The 18,722-nt window shown below is 68.2% G+C and carries 19 protein-coding genes; 6 read left to right on the top strand and 13 right to left on the bottom strand.

Annotated elements, in window-relative coordinates; genetic code table 11:
* The first annotated feature begins 3 nt into the window (after window positions 1–3).
* The 5 genes from kynU (at window position 4) to H7A87_RS08150 (ending at window position 5,749) form a co-directional block, all read left to right on the top strand.
* On the top strand, window positions 4–1,275 hold the full coding sequence (gene kynU, locus H7A87_RS08170; RefSeq protein ID WP_119129107.1) for a kynureninase: 1,272 nt from the start codon (window positions 4–6) through the stop codon (window positions 1,273–1,275).
* A gap of 174 nt (window positions 1,276–1,449) precedes the next feature.
* Entirely contained in the window at window positions 1,450–2,817 is a 1,368-nt protein-coding gene (locus H7A87_RS08165) for an NAD(P)/FAD-dependent oxidoreductase (protein WP_104648565.1), read from the top strand.
* A 106-nt stretch (window positions 2,818–2,923) separates the two neighbouring features.
* Window positions 2,924–4,369: an exodeoxyribonuclease I gene (sbcB, locus tag H7A87_RS08160; RefSeq protein ID WP_119129106.1), complete on the top strand. Its 1,446-nt coding sequence runs from the start codon at window positions 2,924–2,926 to the stop codon at window positions 4,367–4,369.
* Window positions 4,366–5,052: a DUF2461 domain-containing protein gene (locus H7A87_RS08155; RefSeq protein ID WP_119129105.1), complete on the top strand. Its 687-nt coding sequence runs from the start codon at window positions 4,366–4,368 to the stop codon at window positions 5,050–5,052. The genes sbcB and H7A87_RS08155 overlap by 4 nt, the downstream gene beginning before the upstream one ends.
* A 124-nt stretch (window positions 5,053–5,176) precedes the next feature.
* Window positions 5,177–5,749: a DUF2939 domain-containing protein gene (locus H7A87_RS08150; protein WP_115676679.1), complete on the top strand. Its 573-nt coding sequence runs from the start codon at window positions 5,177–5,179 to the stop codon at window positions 5,747–5,749.
* 67 nt (window positions 5,750–5,816) lie between these two features.
* Here H7A87_RS08150 and H7A87_RS08145 read toward each other — a convergent pair whose 3' ends face one another.
* The 9 genes from H7A87_RS08145 to H7A87_RS08110 form a co-directional block, all read right to left on the bottom strand.
* Window positions 5,817–6,560 (bottom strand): transferase, encoded by a 744-nt coding sequence (locus H7A87_RS08145; RefSeq protein WP_119129104.1) that lies wholly within the window; start codon window positions 6,558–6,560, stop codon window positions 5,817–5,819.
* 4 nt (window positions 6,561–6,564) lie between these two features.
* Window positions 6,565–7,530, bottom strand: a complete 966-nt coding sequence (locus tag H7A87_RS08140; protein ID WP_104582793.1) for a 5'-nucleotidase — start codon at window positions 7,528–7,530, stop codon at window positions 6,565–6,567.
* A 172-nt stretch (window positions 7,531–7,702) separates the two neighbouring features.
* The gene (locus H7A87_RS08135) at window positions 7,703–8,479 is read right to left on the bottom strand and encodes an NAD kinase (RefSeq protein WP_104582792.1); all 777 of its coding nucleotides are present in this window, start codon (window positions 8,477–8,479) and stop codon (window positions 7,703–7,705) included.
* A 197-nt stretch (window positions 8,480–8,676) separates the two neighbouring features.
* Window positions 8,677–10,812 (bottom strand): bifunctional 23S rRNA (guanine(2069)-N(7))-methyltransferase RlmK/23S rRNA (guanine(2445)-N(2))-methyltransferase RlmL, encoded by a 2,136-nt coding sequence (rlmKL, locus tag H7A87_RS08130; protein ID WP_119129103.1) that lies wholly within the window; start codon window positions 10,810–10,812, stop codon window positions 8,677–8,679.
* Window positions 10,809–11,000 (bottom strand): hypothetical protein, encoded by a 192-nt coding sequence (locus H7A87_RS20825; protein WP_119132245.1) that lies wholly within the window; start codon window positions 10,998–11,000, stop codon window positions 10,809–10,811. The genes rlmKL and H7A87_RS20825 overlap by 4 nt, the downstream gene beginning before the upstream one ends.
* The gene (locus tag H7A87_RS08125; RefSeq protein WP_119129102.1) at window positions 10,979–12,592 is read right to left on the bottom strand and encodes an ATP-binding cassette domain-containing protein; all 1,614 of its coding nucleotides are present in this window, start codon (window positions 12,590–12,592) and stop codon (window positions 10,979–10,981) included. Before H7A87_RS08125 ends, H7A87_RS20825 begins: the two co-directional genes overlap by 22 nt.
* 355 nt (window positions 12,593–12,947) lie before the next feature.
* Window positions 12,948–13,454, bottom strand: a complete 507-nt coding sequence (locus H7A87_RS08120; RefSeq protein ID WP_119129101.1) for an N-acetyltransferase — start codon at window positions 13,452–13,454, stop codon at window positions 12,948–12,950.
* A gap of 34 nt (window positions 13,455–13,488) precedes the next feature.
* Entirely contained in the window at window positions 13,489–14,016 is a 528-nt protein-coding gene (locus H7A87_RS08115; protein WP_104582788.1) for a YqiA/YcfP family alpha/beta fold hydrolase, read from the bottom strand.
* Entirely contained in the window at window positions 14,013–14,504 is a 492-nt protein-coding gene (locus H7A87_RS08110) for an MOSC domain-containing protein (protein ID WP_104582787.1), read from the bottom strand. The genes H7A87_RS08115 and H7A87_RS08110 overlap by 4 nt, the downstream gene beginning before the upstream one ends.
* A gap of 23 nt (window positions 14,505–14,527) precedes the next feature.
* On the opposite strand from H7A87_RS08110, the gene H7A87_RS08105 reads away from it, so the two are divergent.
* Window positions 14,528–15,103: an N-acetylmuramoyl-L-alanine amidase gene (locus H7A87_RS08105; protein WP_104582786.1), complete on the top strand. Its 576-nt coding sequence runs from the start codon at window positions 14,528–14,530 to the stop codon at window positions 15,101–15,103.
* Window positions 15,104–15,157: 54 nt separating this feature from the next.
* Here the strand turns inward: H7A87_RS08105 and H7A87_RS08100 are convergent, their stop codons facing one another.
* The 4 genes from H7A87_RS08100 to H7A87_RS08085 form a co-directional block, all read right to left on the bottom strand.
* Window positions 15,158–16,111 carry a DUF1684 domain-containing protein gene (locus H7A87_RS08100; protein WP_119129100.1) on the bottom strand — a complete coding sequence of 318 codons (954 nt, stop codon included), beginning with the start codon at window positions 16,109–16,111 and terminating at the stop codon, window positions 15,158–15,160.
* A gap of 88 nt (window positions 16,112–16,199) precedes the next feature.
* Window positions 16,200–17,072 (bottom strand): sulfurtransferase, encoded by an 873-nt coding sequence (locus tag H7A87_RS08095; RefSeq protein ID WP_119129099.1) that lies wholly within the window; start codon window positions 17,070–17,072, stop codon window positions 16,200–16,202.
* Window positions 17,069–17,866, bottom strand: coding sequence for a CoA pyrophosphatase (locus H7A87_RS08090; protein WP_119129098.1), 798 nt, complete (start codon window positions 17,864–17,866; stop codon window positions 17,069–17,071). The genes H7A87_RS08095 and H7A87_RS08090 overlap by 4 nt, the downstream gene beginning before the upstream one ends.
* Window positions 17,867–17,986: 120 nt before the next feature.
* Window positions 17,987–18,685: an FKBP-type peptidyl-prolyl cis-trans isomerase N-terminal domain-containing protein gene (locus tag H7A87_RS08085; protein ID WP_016902469.1), complete on the bottom strand. Its 699-nt coding sequence runs from the start codon at window positions 18,683–18,685 to the stop codon at window positions 17,987–17,989.
* Window positions 18,686–18,722 lie beyond the last annotated feature (37 nt).

Genomic DNA, 18,722 nt, shown 5'->3' with positions numbered 1-18,722 from the left:
ATCATGACCGACCTGCTGTCCCGCGCCCATGCCGTTGCACTGGACGCCGCCGACCCGCTGCGCCAGCTGCGCGATGACTTCATCTTCCCGCAGCATGCCGGCCAGGATCAGACCTATTTCGTCGGCAACTCGCTGGGCCTGCAGCCACGCGCCGCACGCGCGATGGTGGCCGAGGTGCTCGACCAGTGGGGTGCGCTCGCGGTGGAGGGCCACTTCACCGGTCCCACCCAGTGGCTGACCTATCACCAGCTGGTGCGCGATGGTCTGGCCCGGGTGGTCGGTGCGCAGCCCGGCGAGGTGGTCGCGATGAACACGCTGAGCGTCAACCTGCATCTGATGATGGCCAGCTTCTACCGGCCCACGCCCGAGCGTGGCGCCATCCTGATCGAAGCCGGCGCGTTTCCGTCCGACCGCCATGCGGTGGAATCGCAGCTGCGCCTGCATGGGCTGGATCCGGCCACGCAACTGATCGAAGTGGAAGCCGACCAACCCAATGGCACGGTATCGATGGCGGCGATCGCCGATGCCATCGCACGGCACGGTCCGCGGCTGGCGCTGGTGCTGTGGCCCGGCATCCAGTACCGCACCGGCCAGGCCTTCGAGCTGGGCGAAATTGCGCGGCTGGCACGCGCGCAGGGCGCGATGGTGGGTTTCGATCTGGCGCATGCGGTCGGCAATATCGCGCTGACGCTGCACGACGACGGCGTGGATTTCGCGGTCTGGTGCCACTACAAATATCTCAACGCCGGCCCCGGCGCGGTGGGTGGCTGTTTCGTGCACGAACGCCATGCCAACAGCGACCTGCCGCGCATGGCCGGCTGGTGGGGACACGAGCAGCAGACCCGGTTCCGCATGGATCCGCAGTTCGTGCCCTCGCCTGGGGCCGAAGGCTGGCAGCTGAGCAATCCGCCGGTGCTGGCGCTGGCGCCGCTGCGTGCCTCGCTGGAATTGTTCGACCAGGCCGGCATGGCGGCGCTGCGCGCCAAGTCCGAACAACTCACCGGGCATCTGGAACAGCTGATCCACGCCCGTGTGCCGCAGGTGCTGCAGATCGTCACCCCGGCCGAGCCGGCGCAGCGTGGCTGCCAGCTGTCGTTGCGGGTGGCCGGCGGCCGCGCGCAGGGGCGCTCGCTGTTCGAGTCCCTGCAGTCGGTGGGCGTGCTCGGCGACTGGCGCGAACCGGACGTGATCCGCATCGCACCGGTGCCGCTGTACAACCGCTTCTGCGACCTGCACCAGTTGGTCGAGCACGTGGAATCCTGGGCCGCCGCCTGAGCACATACGGCACAGACTGTGCCAGCGAACACGGCTGCGCGTGAGCCGGAATCGGCACCCGCGCACGTACACTCCGAACCCCGCACCTGGCCGACCGCAGCAGGTGCCGCTGCCAGCCACTCTCCTTCCTCCCTCTTGGCCGGCACTCGCGTCCGGCCGCTGCCGGATACCGCATTGAGCGCAGTCTCTCCCCGTTCCCTGACCCTGATCGGCGCTGGCCTGGCCGGTTGCCTGCTGGCCATCCTGTTGTCGCGTCGCGGCTGGCAGGTCACCGTCTACGAGCGCCGCGGCGACCCGCGCATCAAGGGCTACGAGTCCGGCCGCTCGATCAACCTGGCGCTGGCCGAACGCGGCCGCCATGCACTGCGCCAGGCCGGCGCCGACGACGCGGTGATGGCCAAGGCGGTGATGATGCGCGGGCGCATGGTGCACCCGCTGCACGCGCAGCCGCAGCTGCAGCGCTACGGGCGCGACGACAGCGAAGTGATCTGGTCGATCCACCGCGCAGCGTTGAATGTCGCGCTGCTGGATCTGGCCGAACAGGCCGGCGCACGCGTGCACTTCTACCGCCGCCTGCATACGGTGGACTTCGACGCCGGCTATGCGCGCTTCATCGACGACCGCGACGACCAGCCGCACGAAATCCATTTCCAGAGTCTGATCGGCAGCGATGGCGCCGGCTCGGCATTGCGCGCGGCGATGCAGCGCAAATCGCCGCTGGGCGAGCGCACTGAATTCCTCGATCACTCCTACAAGGAGCTGGAAATTCCGCCGCTGCCCGGCGGCGGGTTCCGCATCGAAGGCAACGCGCTGCACATCTGGCCGCGCGGGCGCTACATGTGCATCGCGCTGCCCAACGACGGCGGCACCTTCACCGTCACGCTGTTTCTGCCCAACGCCGGCGAGCCCAGCTTTGCCACCACCCGCAACGGCGACGAAGCGCTGGCCCTGTTCGCGCGTGATTTCCCTGATGCGCTGCCGCTGATCCCGCAGCTCAAGGAACATTGGGAAGAACATCCGCCCGGCCTGCTCGGCACCCTCACGCTGGACCGCTGGCATCTGGGCGGCCGCGCCCTGCTGATCGGCGACGCCGCGCACGCGATGGTGCCGTTCCACGGCCAGGGCATGAATTGCGCGTTCGAAGATTGCGTGGCGCTGGCAGAGCAGCTGGACGCGCACCACGACCTGGAAACTGCGTTTGCCGCGTTCCAGGCTGCACGCCGTGAGGATGCCGCGGCGATCCAGCAGATGGCGCTGGAAAACTATCTGGAGATGCGCGACCGCGTCGACGATCCCGACTTCCTGCTGCAGCGCGCGCTCGAACAGCAACTGCAGGCACGCTGGCCCACCCGTTTCGTGCCGCATTACACGATGGTGACCTTCCTGCGCACGCGCTATTCGATCGCCCTGGCGCGCAGCGAGATCCAGCGCGAGATCCTGGTCGAGGCCACGCGCGGGCACAGCGACCTGTCGCGCATCGACTGGGCGGCACTGGAAGCGGTCGTGCATGCGCGCTTGCAACCGCTGGAAGGCGCGCACTGATCAAGCTGCACAGGCCGGCGTCAGCGGGCCGGCGCGCGGATAAGAGATACTAGGCAGCACTGGCGGCGCCCTCCGCAGCGCGCCGCGGATCTGGATTTGATACGGCATGCCTGACAGCTTTCTCTTCTACGACCTGGAAACCTTCGGCCAGGATCCGCGCCGCACGCGCATCGCGCAGTTCGCCGCGGTGCGCACCGATGCGCAGCTGCGCGTGATCGAGGAACCGATCAGTTTCTACGTGCAGCCGGCCGATGACCTGCTGCCCTCCCCGTACGCGACCATGGTCACCGGCATCACCCCGCAGCACGCACTGCGCGAAGGCGTGAGCGAGGCCGAAGCGTTCGCGCGCATCTCCGAGCAGATGAGCCGGCCGCAGACCTGCACACTGGGCTACAACTCGATCCGCTTCGACGACGAATTCGTGCGCTGCGGGCTGTTCCGCAATTTCTATGACCCGTACGAGCGCGAGTGGCGCGGCGGCAATTCGCGCTGGGATCTGCTGGACGTGCTGCGGCTGGTGCATGCGCTGCGCCCGGACGGCATCGTCTGGCCGCAGCGCGAAGACGGCGCCACCTCCTTCAAGCTCGAACACCTGGCCGATGCCAACGCGGTGCGCGAAGGCGACGCGCACGAGGCGCTGTCGGACGTGTACGCCACCATCGGCATGGCGCGCAGGTTCCAGCAGCATCAGCCCAAGTTGTGGGACTACGCGCTGCGTCTGCGCGACAAGCGCTTTGCGGCAACGCTGCTGGACGTGATCGGCATGCAGCCGGTGCTGCATGTCTCGCAGCGCTATCCCGCCTCGCGCATGTGCGCTGCCGCAGTGCTGCCATTGACGCGCCATCCACGCATCGACAGCCGCGTGATCGTGTTCGATCTGGAAGGCGACCCTGAAGTGCTGTTGCGCCTGAGCCCGGACGAGATCGCCGACCGGCTGTATATCCGCGCCGCCGACCTGCCCGAAGGCGAGCAGCGCATTGCGCTCAAGGAAGTGCACGTGAACAAGTCGCCGGCGCTGGTGGCCTGGCAGCATCTGCGCGCGGCGGATTTCCAGCGCCTGGGCATCGACCCGGACGCGGTGCTGGCCAAGGCTGCACGCCTGCGCGCGCTCGGCCCCGAACTGGCCGAAAAGGTGCGCCAGGTGTACGGCAACGAGCGCGCTGCGGCGCCGGCGGTCAACGATGCCGATGCCTCGCTGTATGACGGCTTCCTGGCCGAAGGCGACAAGCGCCTGCTGGCGCAGGTGCGCGCCAGTGCACCGGCCGAGCTGGGCGCGCTGGAATCGCGCTTTCGCGATCCGCGCCTGGTCGAGTTGCTGTTTCGCTACCGCGCGCGCAACTGGCCGCAGACCTTGTCGTTCGACGAGCAGGAACGCTGGAACGTCTACCGCCGCCAACGCCTGCTCGAGGACCGTGGCCTGGGCGAGGTCACGCTCGACCAGTTCCATGCGCAGATCGCGGATTTACGGCTTGCTCACCCGGACGATGCTACCAAGCAGTCCCTGCTCGACCAGCTCGCCGCCTGGGGTTTGGACCTCCAACGCACGCTATGACCACCTATTTTTCCGATGCCAGCTTCAAGTTCCTGCGCGCCCTGGCGCGCCACAACGACAAGACCTGGTTCAACGATCACCGGCATCAGTACGAGGCGCATGTGCGCCAGCCGTTCCTGCAGCTCATCACCGACCTGCAGCCCGCGCTGGCACAGGTCAGCGAGCACTATCGCGCCGACCCCAAGACCCAGGGCGGCTCGCTGTTTCGTATCTACCGCGATGCGCGTTTTTCCAACGACAAATCGCCGTACAAGAACTGGCAAGGCGCGCGCCTGTTCCATGAGCGCCGCCGCCAGGTACCGGCGCCGTCGTTCTATATCCATCTGCAGCCGGGCGAGAGCTTCGTGGGTGCGGGGTTGTGGCATCCGGAGCCGGACACCCAGCGCAAGCTGCGCCAGTTCATCTTCGACAATCCCGCCAACTGGAAAGCGGCCGCCTACGAGCCAAAACTACGCCGCAAGTTCGCGTTGGACGACAGCGAGAAACTGGTGCGTGCGCCGCGCGGCTTTCCCAACGATTTCGAGTTCATCGACGACCTGAAGCATCGCAACTGGGCGTACCTGCGTCCACTCGACGATGCCATCATGACCGGCCCTCGCCTGCGCCAGACCATCGAGGCGGACCTGGTGGTGCTGGCGCCGTTCATCGATTACCTGTGCGCCGCGCTGGATCTGGAATTCTGATGCATCGCACGGCGCCGACGGCAATCGACGCTGCGCAGGCAACCGGCGGACCGCGGCGATTTCTCGCTGCGCGGCGCCATGCCTCGATGCGCCTGGTGCAGACAACAGCAATGGACTGCATGTCATGAAGAAGCGCTGGTTGCTGCTGCCTGTGCTGGCCGCATTGCTGCTGGCCAGCTATGTGGTTGCGGGCCCGTATCTGGCCATTCGCGGCATCAGCGAGGCAGTCGCCAGTCGCGACGCCGCACAGCTGGAACGTCATGTGGACTTCCCCAGCCTGCGGGTCAACCTCAAGGCGCAGCTGGACGATTACCTGATCCGCCAGGCCGGCAGCCGCATGCAATCCAGCCTGCTGGGCGGATTCGCCCTGCAGCTTGCCAGCGGCATCAGCGGCGCCGGCGTGGACACGCTGGTGACGCCGCTGGGCATCGGCGCGTTGCTGCAAGGCCACAGCGTGTGGAATCGCGTCACCGGCACCACCGTCAGCCCGGACACCTATGCGGCGCCAGCGCCGGCGCGTCCGCTGCAAGGCGCGCAGCAGCGCTTCGAGTCCACCCGCCGCTTCACCGCGACCACCCGCACCGCAGCCGGAGCGCCGGTGGTGTTCGTGCTGACCCGGCAAGGCCTGCGCTGGCGGTTGACCGATATCCGCTTGCCGCTGGCAGAGGCGGAAGCGGAACATCCGCTGACCCCATAAGGGCGCGCCTGCGAGCGATGTTGGGCGTGTCGCATTTGCAGGCTGACGACGGGCGCCGGACAGCGGCTCAGGAAAACCGCCAGGCCCGCTCCATCCACGCCGCCTGCAGCCGCAACATCGACGGCCGCAGCTGCCGGCGTGCCGACCACGGCAGCGCCGCCAACGCCTGCTCCGAAGTGCCCGGCGCGCGCTTGCCGTTCCAGGCGTACAGCAGCTGGTTGCGCGGGTCCGGCTCGGGCAACAGCAGCACCCGCCCCTCGAACACCTCGCGCAGCGCGGCCAGATGCCCGGCCAGCGGCACCTGGAACAGGTTCAGGGCCAGCACACCGCTCGGCGTCAGCGCAGCGCGACAATCGGCGTAGAACCCGGGCGTGCACAACGCCGGCGGAATGCCATCGGCATCGTAGGCATCCAGCAGCAGCAGGTCGTAGCGCCCGGCACGCGTGCCGATCCACTGCGCACCATCGCCGTGCGTGACCTCCAGCCGCGCATCGTCGCGTGGCACGCCGAACGCATCGCGCAGGGCCAGCACCTGCGCATCGGCGTCCACCGCTTCGATACGCGTGCTGCGCAGATAGCGGTGACAGAACTTGGCCTGCGCGCCGCCCCCGAAGCCGATCAGGCCGACGCGCTCGGGGCGCGGCTGCAACCACAGCGCCGCGAGCATGCCGCGCGTGTACGGCAGCATCAGCCGGTACGGTGCCCAACGCGACATGCGCGTCTGGACGGTGTCGTCGGCAAAATACAGCTCCAGTTGCCGCCAGCTGGAGCGCAGCGCGGCGCATCCAGGCGGCCTCGGTGCCTCGCTCACTCGCTCACCTGCCCGGCGGATCGTTGGCCACGCCATGCGGTACGTGACCGGCCGCCACATGCTGGTGTTGGCGCGCACTGTCGATGTTGTGCTGCGAATCGTCGAAGAAGATATCCGCGCCGAACGCCTCCAGGAACGGCCCCTTGTGGCGTCCGCCGAGGAACAGCGCCTCGTCCAGGCGCACGCCCCATTCGCGCAGGGTGCGGATCACCCGCTCGTGCGCCGGCGCCGAACGCGCGGTGACCAGCGCGGTGCGGATCGGCGAGGCCTCGCCGGGCGGGAATGCCGCCTGCAGCGCATGCAGCGCGGACAGGAAATTGCGGAACGGCCCGACCGACAACGGCTCACGCGCACGTTCGCGCTCGTGGCGCCCGAACGCCTCCACGCCCTGCTCGCGCGAGATGCGTTCGCTCTCGTCGCCGAAGATCACCGCATCGCCGTCGAAGGCGATACGCAATTGGGTGGACAGGCGGCTTTCGTCGTTGTGCACGATCGCCGCGGCGGCCTCGGCGCGTTCGCCCGGCGCACGCGGCATGATGGTCGCCGCCGCGATGCCATGGGTGAGTGCGCGGCGTACCGATTCCGGATTGGCCGACAGGAACAGATCGGTGCCGAACGGCTTCACGTACGGCCAGGTCGGCTGGCCCGAGGTGAAGGTCGCCCGCACGATGCCCAGGTTGTAGTGCTGGATCGAATTGAAGATGCGCAGCCCGGTATCGGCGGAATTGCGCGACAGCAGGATCACCTCGACACGCGGGGTTTCCTCGGGCACATCGTGGTTGAGCGCCAGCAGCTTGCGCACCACCGGAAAGGCGACACCCGGCTCCAGGATGTCATCCTCGTGCTCGCGCTGGAACGCCGAATACGCCTCCACGCCATCGGCCTCGAACAGCGCATGGCCTTCTTCGAGATCGAACAGCGCGCGCGAGGTCACCGCGACGGTCAGGAGCCTGGGGGAATTATCAGCCATTGGGGCGGGGATTCGGGAGTGGGGATTGGGGATTGGTTTAAAGCAGGAACTACTGGGTCGGGATTTGATCGCCCATCTGCGCAGCATCGTAGCGCGTGCGCGCCTTCTAAACACGACGTGGCACGCTGCTGCCGTTGCCAATCCCGAATCCCCAATGCCCAATCCCCGCGCCTCAGACCGCAAACTGTTCGCTGAAGATGCGCTCTTCCAGATTGTGTTCGGGATCGAACAGCAGCGTGACCTGGCGTTGGGTGGATTCGCGGATGGTCACTTCGACCACATCGCGGATCTCGTGCGAGTCGGCGGTGACGCTGACCGGGCGCTTGTACGGGTCCAGCACGCGGAAACGCACTTCGGTATCGGCCTTGAGGATGGCGCCGCGCCAGCGGCGCGGCCGATACGGGGCGATCGGCGTCAGCGCCAGCGTGTGCGAGCCCAGCGGCAGGATCGGCCCGTGCGCGGAGTAGTTGTAGGCGGTGCTGCCGGCCGGCGTGGCGACCATGACCCCGTCGCCGATCAACTCGGCGATGCGGGTCTGGCCATTGAGATCCACGCTCAGGTGCGCGGCCTGGCGGGTCTGCCGCAGCAGCGAGACCTCGTTGTAGGCCAGCGACACCGTGCTGGCACCGGACTCGGTCTGCACCTGCATTTCCAGCGGGCGCAGATGCGCCGGTTCGGCCCGTTGCAGACGTGCGAGCAGGTCGTCCTCGTCGTCGCGGTACTGGTTCATCAAGAACCCGACCGAGCCCAGCTTCATGCCGAACACCGGCTTGCTGGCAGCCCCATGCCGGTGCAGGGTCTGCAGCATGAAGCCGTCCCCGCCCAGGGCGCAGACGATGTCGGCGGTGTCCAGCGCATGATCGCCATAGCGCTGCACAAGACGCGCGCGCGCGGTCACCGCCGGCTCGGCGTGACTGGCAACAAAGGCAATCCGTGGTGGTGCGGTCATCGTTGACTCCAAAGCATGCGAATCAGCATACCGCAGCGCTGTGGTCGGCTTGTTGGCTGCCTGCCCCGCCCTGGCCTGCACGGCTGCAGCTGCGCCACCACGCGCCGCTGGCATGGCGCACCGCAGCCAGCCGGGCGCCGGCGACAGCGGGCGCGCAATGCCTGCACTGGCCGGTCAGACGCGACCGGGCCGCGGCATCAGGCGGTCAATCGCCAGGCACGGTGGATGCGCGCATGCCGCTCGAAATCCGGGTCGATGGTGCGCGGGCTGATTTCCTCGCACTGCGCAAACTCGGCCACCAGTTCCTCGTCCAGCTTGAAGCGACGGAAGTTGTTGGAGAAGTACAGCACCCCACCCGGCGCCAGCCGCGCCATTGCCGCACGCAGCAGCCGCACGTGCTCGCGCTGGATGTCGAAGTCCTCGGCGCGTGCGGAGTTGGAGAAGGTCGGCGGGTCGCAGAAGATCACGTCGAAATGCGCGCGCTCGGCTTCCAGCCAGGCCAGCGCGTCGGCCTGCACCAGCGTGTGCTTGCTGCCGGCCTGGCCGTTCAGGGCCAGGTTGTCGGCACACCACTGCAGATAGGTGCCGGACAGATCCACGCTGGTGGTCGCGCTTGCCCCGGCCACCGCCGCTTCCACGCTGGCCACGCCGGTGTAGCAGAACAGGTTGAGGAAACGCCGCCCATTCGATTGCATGGCCATGGTGCCGCGCAACGGGCGATGGTCCAGGAACAGGCCGGTATCCAGGTAGTCGAACAGATTCACCCGCAGCAAGGCGCCATGCTCGCGCACGTTGATGAATTCGTTGCGCTGCTCGAAGCGGCCGTACTTGCTGCCACCCTTGCCACGCTCGCGCGATTTGAGCGCCACGCGTTCGCCCGGCACCTCGAAGACCTCGCGTGCGGCGGCCAGCAGCTCGCCCAGACGGCGGCGCACGTCGGCTTCGGGAATCGTCGCCGGCGCGGCGTATTCCTGCACATGCAAAAACACGCGGCGATCGCCATCGGCCTGCTGGTACACGTCGATGGCGGCGGAATATTCCGGCAGATCGGCGTCGTAGGCGCGGAAGCATTCGATGCCTTCGCGTGCGCGCCACTTCTTGAACTTCTGCAGATTCTTGCGCAGGCGGTTGGCGACCATCTGCGCGCCTTCGCTGAGCGCGGTCGGCGCCGCCAGCGGGGTGCGCCGCGGCACCGCGATCGGGTCGCAGACGATCAACGCGCATTCGATCGCGCCATTGAACAGCTGGTATTTCTTGCCCGCGCGCAGGCCGGTGGCATACGCCAGCTCGGCGTTGCCGCACAGCAGGCTGGCCCGCCATTGCGGTACGGCGCGCTGCAAGGTGTCGCCCAGGCGGCGATACAGCGCCGCATCGGCAGCCAGGCGTTCGTCATAAGGCGGATTGCACACCACCACGCCGGTAGCCTGCGGCGGGGTCTGCAGATCACCCACCTCGCGCACGCCGAACCAGATCGCCTCGGCCACACCGGCCACCTGCGCATTCTCCTTCGCGGCGCGGATCGCATGCGGGTCCATGTCGCTGCCGTGGATCACCTGCCTGAGTGCGGCGCGGCCGAGACTGTCGCGCTCGCGCGCTTCGCCCACCAGCTGCTGCCAGCCCTCACGGTCGAAGCCGCGCCAGCGGCTGGGGAGATCGCTGCCATAGCGCTGCAGGCCGGGCGCCACGTCGGCGGCCATCAGCGCGCCTTCGATCAGCAAGGTGCCGCTGCCGCACATCGGATCCAGCAGGCCGCCGCCATCGGCATAGGCGCGCGGCCAACCGGCGCGCAGCAACACCGCCGCGGCCAGATTCTCCTTGAGCGGTGCATCGTTCTGCGCCATGCGCCAACCGCGCCGATGCAGCGGGCCGCCGCCCAGATCCACCGAAATGGTGGCGCGGCCCTTGCGCAGCGACAGGTTCAAACGCAGATCCGGGCTGTCCACATCCACCGACGGGCGCTCCAGGCCCTGCCGGCGCATGGTGTCGACCACCGCGTCCTTGATGCGCTGCGCCGCGTAACGGGCGTGCGTGATAGCGGTACCGGAGACATGCGCGTCCACCGACAGCGTGTGGCCGACGGACAGGTGCTCGTCCCACGGCAATCCGGCCACCCCGGCATACAGTGCGTCCTCGTCCGGGCAATCGAACTCGCTCAGCGGCCACAGCACCCGGCTGGCCAGCCGCGACCACAGCACGGCGCGCTGCGCATCGCGCAGCTCGCCCTCGACGTTGACGCCGGAGATGGTGGCGGTGGCCTTGCTGGCACCGAGCGACAGCAGCTCGTCGGCAAGCAGGTATTCCAGGCCCTTGGCACAGGATGCAAAGAATTTCACGTAGGCAGGTATCGATGGAGACGCTGGCCGTGGGGGCGAGCGCGGGAGCAGGACGCTGGGCCGGCGCCCTGGAGGGCAGAGCCGTGGCCGCCGCGGGCGGGGCGCAAATGGTCGGCCATCGGGCCCGGCTTTACCAGCCCGCCGGCCGGATCGCCCGTCGTGCGGTTCACCACGGCGCCAGCCGCCACTGCGCCTGCGCGGTATCCAGGCGCTGCCGCAGGCCCAGCCGCTGCAGGAAGGCGGCATCGTGCGAGGCGACGATCAGCGCACCGGGGTAGCTGTGCAGCAGTGCCTCGATCGCCTCCACTGCGGCCAGATCCAGGTGGTTGGTCGGCTCGTCCAGCAACAGCAGTTGCGCCGGCTGCGCCCGGTACAGCGCGCAGGCCAGCGCCGCCTTGAGCCGCTGGCCGCCGCTGAGCTGGCCGGTGGGCAGGTCGGCATGCCTCTGGTCCAGCCCCAGCAGCGCCAGGCGTAGCCGCTGTGCGTGGGCTGGCGCACCCGGGTCTGCATCCTGCAGCTGCGCAGCCGCCGAGCGCGCCGGGTCCAGCAGCCCCAGGTCCTGATCCAGATACGCCACCGGCACATGCACCTGGCACTGCCCCGCGCTGGGCTGCAGGCGCCCGGCCAGCAGCTGCAGCAACGACGACTTGCCGCTGCCGTTGGGGCCGACCAGGCCGATCCGCGGCTGCCCATGCAACAGCAGATCCAACCGCCGCCCGCCCAGCCGCCCGTGCGCCAGTTCCACCTGTTGCAGCGTGGCCAAGCGCTGCGATGCGCCGGCGGGCGATGTCGGCGCCAGTAGCGCGATCGTGGGGTCGTCTTGCACCAGCGCCGCGGCCTGCACCACCGCCTCGCTCAGCCGCGCCTGGTCGGCCTGGCGTTGCTGTTGCAGCCGCCCCGCGCTGACCTCGCTGCGCTGCTTCTGCGCGCCGAGCAGGATCGCGGCCTGATTGGCCTGCCCTGCAGCACGCGCGCCGCGTGCCTGGCGCTGCTGGTGACGCTGCTGCTGTTCGCGCAGCGCCTGCTCGCCGCGCGCACGCGCCTGTTTGCGCTGGGCCAGCAACGCGCTGGCCGCCTGCTGTTCGATGGCGCGCTGCTGCGCATAGAACGTGTAATTGCCGCCATAACTGCGCAGCTCCTGCGCGGACAATTCAACAATGCGCTGCATCGCATCGAGCAGGCCGCGGTCGTGGCTGATCACCAGCAAGCCACCGCTCCACGCCAGCAACTGATCCATCAGCCGCTGGCGTTGCGGGCCATCCAGGTGATTGCTGGGCTCGTCCAGAATCAACAGGTCCGGCCGGGTCAGAAACGCACCGGCCAGTGCCACGCGTGTCGCTTCGCCGCCGCTGAGCTGCGCGGCCGGTGCACGCGGATCGCGCCCACCCAGGCCTTGCCGTTCGAGTTCTGCGGCAAATTGCGCATGGGCGGCCCAGCGCTCGCCGACCAGTTCGAAATCGGCGGGCGCAACGCTGCCAGCAGCGATACGGTCCAGCGCCTCCAGCAGCGGCGCGACACCGGCCAGGTCGGCAATGCTCTGCCCCGGCGCAACGCGCACGCGCTGCGGCAGGTAGTGCACGCTGCCGTTGCGCACACAGCGCCCGGCACTGGGCAGCAACGCGCCGGCCAGCAGGCGCGCCAGCACGCTCTTGCCCACGCCATTGCGCCCCACCAGGCCGGTGGCGCGTTGGTCGATGTGGATTGTCAGATCGGAAAACAGCGGACTGCCATCGGGCAGCACATACGCAACGCGTTCCAGCGTCAGCGACGGACAGGTCATACGGGTCTCCATTGCATGCCAGCACACGCACCGATCCAGCCGGACCGGCAGCGGGTAAGGCCGTCATCACGACGGCGGCATCAATGGCGCATTGGACCAATCCTCAGACAGTGGGCAACGCGACAAAGTGTAGGTCAGCCTGCGATGCAAGCCAAATCCCGGGCACTGCGGCAGACTGGCCCTGTTCAAGCGCAGCAGCAGCATCGGCAGGCGGCACCGTGCAGACATGCCCACGCTCCTGCAGGCCGGATCATTGCCGGCTAACAGGGACCATCGAAGACAGCCATCGCGGGGATCGCTGCCGTGGCAAAATCACCGACAACGCGGGCCATCAGGTGTCCCGATGATGCAACGCTCACCCCAGCCCGAACGCCGGGTGATAGGCCACATCGGCCAGCGGCAGCAGGCGGTCGCCAAACGCCAGCGCCTGCAGCTCGGATGCCGGGACGCCGGGCAAGGTCAGCCCCGGCTCCACCGCAAAACCCAGGCGCCTGAAAAACGCCAGCTCGCCCAATGCCAGGCAGCCGGCCGCGCCACGCTCGCGCAAGCTGGCCAGCGCCGCCTGCACCAGGCGCGTGCCCAGCCCCTGGCGCTGATGCCCCGGGCCGATCGCCAGCGGCCCCAACGCGTACCAGCCGGGCGAGTCGTCCGACAGCCACACCGGCGATACCGCCAGATGCCCGACCACATACCCGTCGTGGTCGGCCACCAGCGACAACGCCAGCGCGCCGTCGTTGCGCAACCCGGCGATCACGTGCTGCTCGTCATGGCGGCTATGTTCGTCGCGCATGAACGCGACCATCGTCAGCAGTTCGATTGCCGCCGCATCGCCGTCGCTCGCTTCGCGAATCAATACGTTCATCGGACGCCCCAAAACCCGCACACCCTGGTCCGCATCACAGGCTCTGCAACAGTTCGGCGAAGGCGCGCGCCGATGCATCCACGTGCGACGCCAGCCGGTGTTCGTCGTCGACCAATAGCAAGCGCGCATGCCGCGCCTGCGCCCAGGCGATCACCTCGCTGGCCGGAATCAGTTCATCGCGCCAGGCATGCACGATCGAAATCGGCACGCGCGCCGCATCCAGTGCCGGCAACGGCCCCATCCTGGTCGGCGGCACCATCAGGAACAGCCCGCGCGTGGGCACCTGCAACGACACCTGCGCGGCGATGTACGAGCCCAGGCTGGAACCGACCAGCACCAGCGGGCCCTTGTCGGCCGCCGCACGCGCAATCTCCAGCAGGCGCTGCAGCCGGCCTTGCACATCGCCCAGCGAACTCACCTCGCGGCGTGCGTCCAGATCGGTGTAGTCCGGGCGCTCGTGGGTCCAGCCCAACTGCGCGGCGACATCGGCCAGGGCGGTGACCTTCAGCGCATCCGGGCCGCTTTCGAAGCCGTGCGACAGGATGCAATGACCGCGGCTCATAGCGCCTGCACCGTATCGCCGAGGCGCAGCACGCCGCCACGCAGGACGCGCGCACACAGGCCGCCATGACCGCGCATGGCGTTGTAGCCGCCCGCACCCAGCGCGTCCTCCATGCGCGAGCACGGATCGCAGGGATCGGTGCCTTCCAGCTCGACATCACCGATGCGGAAACGCCGGCCTTTCAAGGCGATCAGCGGAATGCCGGACACCACCAGGTTGCGGCGCAAGGTGGCGGGCGCGATCGCGGTGTGGCCGGCCAGTGCCGCGATCACCGGCAGATGTTCGGCCTGGATCAAGGTCACGCCGCGCTTGCCGCTGCCGCCCTTGTAGCGGTCGCCGACCAGGCCGACGCCGGTGGTGGCCTGTGCCGCGTCCACCGCAATCATCTCCACGTCGCGCGCGGGACGCACGCCGATCCAGGTCACCTGGCCGGTCTGCGGCAGGGTCGCCATCAATTTGCCCAAGGGGCTGTCGGGATTCAAAGCCATCGGGCAATGCTAGCATCCGCCTCATGTCCGATGCCGTCCTGCCGTCGCCACCGATCACCTACGCGCCGTTGTCCTACGAATCGCGGCTGGCGCGACGCGCGCTCACGCAGATCGACATGGTGGTCATCCATTGCACCGAGTTGCCCGACATGGCGATGGCACGCGAATACGGCGAACGCGTGCTCTACGACAGCGGCACCGGCAACAGCGGGCATTACTACATCGACCGTAACGGCAGCATCCAGCAATACGTCGCGCTGGAGCGCGTGGCCCATCACGTGCGCGGCCACAACCCGCATACGCTGGGCATCGAACTGGTCAACAGCGGCCGTTATCCGCACTGGCTGGACTCGCGCCATCAGTGCATGAGCGAGCCGTATCCGCAGGCGCAGATCACTGCGCTGATCACACTGCTGCAGTGGCTGCAACAGCAGTTGCCATCGGTCCGCCGCATCGCCGGCCACCAGGCACTGGACACCACCCAGGAAGCGGCCAGCGACGATCCGTCGCGCAAGATCCAACGCAAGCTCGACCCCGGCCCGCTGTTTCCGTGGCCGCAGATCGAAGCGGCGGTCAGCTGGGCACACACACCGCGCTAGCAGCGGCGCACACAGGGCCATCGACACGGCTGGCCGCCTTCTCGAGTTCGGTGCTCAGCGCTCGGTCGCGCGGTAGGTCTTCTCGCCGGCATTCACTGCCAGGTCCAGGCGATTTTCCGGCGATGCGATCGGGCAGACCACGTGCGGCGTCAACGCACAGGGCGGATTCTCGGCCAGATTGAAATCGAGCACGAGCCGGCCGTCGTGTGGTGCCGCGGTGTAGAGATAGCGCGCGCCGCCATACGTTTCCTTGCCGCTGGTGCGATCGGCGAACAGGAAGAACAGGCCTCGCCCGTCGTCGCTGACGATCGGCTGCAACCGGTAGTCCCGGCCATTGCGCGAAAACACCGCCTCGCCCGGCACCTGAACGGTGAGCGGTGTACCGATCGAGGTCAGCAGCGTGGTCGTGCGCGGCGTGGGATACGCCTGCCAGCGCGCCTGGATGCGCCACTGCGGGTCGGTCGGAAAATACTCCAGCCCGGCGAAGTGGGTCAGCAACGGCGCTGCCGGGTCACGGAAACGCCAGCCGAACAAGCTGCCGGTCTGCACCAGATAGAACTGCCGGCCCTCCACATCCAGGCGATCGCCACGCTGCCCTGCACGCTCCGGCCTCAGGCGCACGCGATCGATGCGCTGGCCGTTCAAGTGCACCGGTGCGGAGGCAGCGGCGTCGAAGTGCACACGGCCGTCGGCATCCAGCGTCAGCTGCCCCAGTTGCGCAGGCCCGGCCGGCAACACCAGGTCGCTACGTGGATCGCTGCCCACCTGGTACCGGCCGGCACGCACGCGCCCGGACCCGGTGTAGCTCAGCCAGCCATCGGGCGCACGCAAGCGCTGCACGCGCTCGGCGCGTGCATGTTCGAGTTCGACCTGATACATCGCGTGGCGATCGCTCTGCCCACGACCGGCGATGCGCGCACCGTTGGCGTCGGCGGTCGACCCCGCCGAACAGGCAGCCAACGACACCATCGCGACGCACAACGCGCCGACCTGCAACTGCAACCGCATGAGTCACCCAGCACTGCGAGAAACTGCGCTCCGCGCAGCGAACCTGCGTCCCCACAGGTCACCGTTCCTGCCGCCATTGTGCCTGCAATCAGGGGCTGGTCGCGACCGGACGTGTGGAATCCTGCAACCACCCACTCCAGGAGCCGGCGTAAACGCGCGCGCCCGACAATCCGGCCACTTCCAGTGCCAGCAGCAGATGGCATGCGGTCACCCCGGAGCCGCACATCACCACCGCCTGCTCGGGACGATACGCGCCCAGCAGCGCCGACAACTCGGCGCGCAGTTCCTCTGCCGGCTTGAACCGCCCGTCGCGCAGGCTTACGCCCAGGGGGCGACTCACCGCACCGGGCACATGCCCGGCCACCGGATCGACCGGCTCCACCTCGCCGCGAAAACGCTCGCCTGCACGTGCATCCAGCAACCAGCCCGGCGCCTGATCCAGCCGCGCCAGGATCTGCCCGGCCTCGACCACCGCATCGCTGTCGAAGCTGCCTGGGTATGCCGCGCCATCGCGCTCTGCAGGCGGCTCGGTGCTTTCCGGCAAGCCGGCAGCGCGCCAGGCGGCCAACCCGCCATCGAGCACCGCCACGCGGCGATGTCCCATCAGCCGCAGCATCCACCATGCCCGCGCCGCGGCCATGCTGCCGTCGGCGGCATCGTAGATCACCACCTGGCTGTCCGGGTCGATCCCCCACGCGCCCAGCCGCCTGGCAAATGCCGCACTGTGCGGCAGCGGGTGCCGCCCCTGCGCAGGCAGCGACAGATCGGCCAGATCCTTCTCGAGATCGACGTAGTACGCGCCTGGCAGATGCCCTTGCGCATAGGCCTTGCGCGCGGCATCCGGGTCCGGCGCAGTCGGTGGCGCAGCGCGCGCGTCCAGCAATCGCAACTGCGGATGCGGCAATGCCGCTGCCAGCGTGGCGCTGTCGACCAGCGTGGTCCAGTGGGGTTCCGCACTCATGCAACCTGCTCCAGACGACGACGAAGATTGAGGAGGATGGCCGCGGTGGCACCCCAGATGCGGTGGCCCGGCCAGTCGTATTCCAGCACGCGGCGCGGCCGGCCGCGATACTCCAGCTCCACGCTGCGCAGGTTGTCCGGATCCATCAGATAGGCCAGCGGCACCTCGAACACCTCGGCCACTTCGTCCGGCTGCGGCACCGCCACGAACGCCGGGTCGATCACTGCCACCACCGGCGTGACGCGAAAACCGCTCACGGTCAGGAACGGATCCAGATAGCCCAGCGCATGCACCTGGCCGGCGCCGAGCGCGATTTCCTCGCAGCTCTCGCGCAGCGCCGCAGCGGCCGCATCCGCATCCGACGGCTCGACCCGTCCACCGGGAAAACTGACCTGCCCGGCATGGTGACGCAGGCTGTCGGTGCGCCGGGTCAGCAGCACCATGGTGCCCTGTGCGCGCGGCACCAGTCCGCACAGCACCGCAGCCTCGGCCGAGGCGCCGCCCTCGGTCAGGTCGATCAACTCGGCATGATTCCAGCCCGGCCCGTCGGGCGCGGTGTCCAGCGCATACAGCGCGCGCCGCAACTGCGCACATTCGGGCAGCCGCGCGGCCAACGCGCGCGCCGGCAGAACCGTATGCAGATACTGCTGACGTTCGGTGTCGCTCATGCTCATCCAGCGTGCAATTTCATCCAGGCTGCGCAGGCAGCCCACACAGTGCGCCTGCGCGTCCAGCGAACATACACCGATACACGGGCTGGGCAGACCATTGCGGGTCGAATCCGTGTCGCTCATCGCTGGCTCCCGCCGCACCGCATCGTCACGCCGTTCGTCCATCCTCTCGCGCTTGGCCGCTGGATCCAAACGACAACGCCGGCCTGGTGGCCGGCGTTGTCACAGCAACATCCACTGCAATTACTTGACGCTGACCAGCTTGATCTCGAACTGCACAGCCACGTTCGGCGGGAACGGGGTGCGCGGATCGGCACCGTAGGCCTTCTCCGGCGGCAGGGTCACTTCCCACTTGGAGCCGGCCGGCATCTGCAGCAGCGTGTCGCGCATGGCCTGCATTTCGACTTCGCTGACCTTGATGGCCGGGATCTGCTGCGCCGGACGTGCCTTCTCGCGGTCGCCGAACGGGAACGGACCGGCCACTTCCAGCTGCACGGTGCTGGCCTGGGTCGGCTTGGCGCCCTTGCCTGCTTCGATCACGCGGTACTGCACGCCGCTGGGCAGCGTCTGCACGCCGGCGGTGCCCTTGTTCTTGGCCAGGAACTGGTCGCTCTTGGTCTTGTTGGCCGCAGCGGCCTTGTCGTACTCGGCCTTGGCCTGCTGGGCACGGCCCTGCTCACGCTTCTGGAACGCTTCGACGGCCGGCTTCAGCTGGTCGGCAGTGATGGCCGGCTGCTTCTTGGCATAGGCGTCCTGCAGACCCTTTACCACCGAGTTGATGTCGAGCTGCTCGCCGCGACCGGTAAGCTCGGCAAGGTTGTTGCCGTAGTCATAGCCGAAGTAGTAGCTCAACTTGCCCTTCTCGGACGTCGTGTCCTGGGCCAGTGCATTGCCCGTCAGGGCCAGGGCCGCCACAGCGACCGCGATAGAACGCAACTTCATCAAACAATTCTCCAGGGTGGTGGCACAGGACGGGTCT

Source organism: Xanthomonas sp. CPBF 426 (genome assembly GCF_903989465.1).
GTDB classification, from domain to species: domain Bacteria; phylum Pseudomonadota; class Gammaproteobacteria; order Xanthomonadales; family Xanthomonadaceae; genus Xanthomonas; species Xanthomonas euroxanthea.
The sequence above is the reverse complement of the archived record's forward strand: the minus strand, read 5'-3'. Positions and strand labels throughout refer to the sequence as shown.

Coding starts and splice junctions, on each gene's coding strand:
- H7A87_RS08135 (WP_104582792.1), bottom strand. CDS start 8,479: ATGACCGCACCACCACGGATTGCCTTTGTTGCCAGTCACGCCGAGCCG.
- H7A87_RS08090 (WP_119129098.1), bottom strand. CDS start 17,866: ATGAGCGACACGGATTCGACCCGCAATGGTCTGCCCAGCCCGTGTATC.
- kynU (WP_119129107.1), top strand. CDS start 4: ATGACCGACCTGCTGTCCCGCGCCCATGCCGTTGCACTGGACGCCGCC.
- H7A87_RS08125 (WP_119129102.1), bottom strand. CDS start 12,592: ATGACCTGTCCGTCGCTGACGCTGGAACGCGTTGCGTATGTGCTGCCC.
- H7A87_RS08095 (WP_119129099.1), bottom strand. CDS start 17,072: ATGAGTGCGGAACCCCACTGGACCACGCTGGTCGACAGCGCCACGCTG.
- H7A87_RS08110 (WP_104582787.1), bottom strand. CDS start 14,504: ATGGCTTTGAATCCCGACAGCCCCTTGGGCAAATTGATGGCGACCCTG.
- H7A87_RS08140 (WP_104582793.1), bottom strand. CDS start 7,530: ATGGCTGATAATTCCCCCAGGCTCCTGACCGTCGCGGTGACCTCGCGC.
- H7A87_RS08150 (WP_115676679.1), top strand. CDS start 5,177: ATGAAGAAGCGCTGGTTGCTGCTGCCTGTGCTGGCCGCATTGCTGCTG.
- H7A87_RS08085 (WP_016902469.1), bottom strand. CDS start 18,685: ATGAAGTTGCGTTCTATCGCGGTCGCTGTGGCGGCCCTGGCCCTGACG.
- H7A87_RS08155 (WP_119129105.1), top strand. CDS start 4,366: ATGACCACCTATTTTTCCGATGCCAGCTTCAAGTTCCTGCGCGCCCTG.
- H7A87_RS08120 (WP_119129101.1), bottom strand. CDS start 13,454: ATGAACGTATTGATTCGCGAAGCGAGCGACGGCGATGCGGCGGCAATC.
- sbcB (WP_119129106.1), top strand. CDS start 2,924: ATGCCTGACAGCTTTCTCTTCTACGACCTGGAAACCTTCGGCCAGGAT.
- H7A87_RS08105 (WP_104582786.1), top strand. CDS start 14,528: ATGTCCGATGCCGTCCTGCCGTCGCCACCGATCACCTACGCGCCGTTG.
- H7A87_RS08100 (WP_119129100.1), bottom strand. CDS start 16,111: ATGCGGTTGCAGTTGCAGGTCGGCGCGTTGTGCGTCGCGATGGTGTCG.
- H7A87_RS08115 (WP_104582788.1), bottom strand. CDS start 14,016: ATGAGCCGCGGTCATTGCATCCTGTCGCACGGCTTCGAAAGCGGCCCG.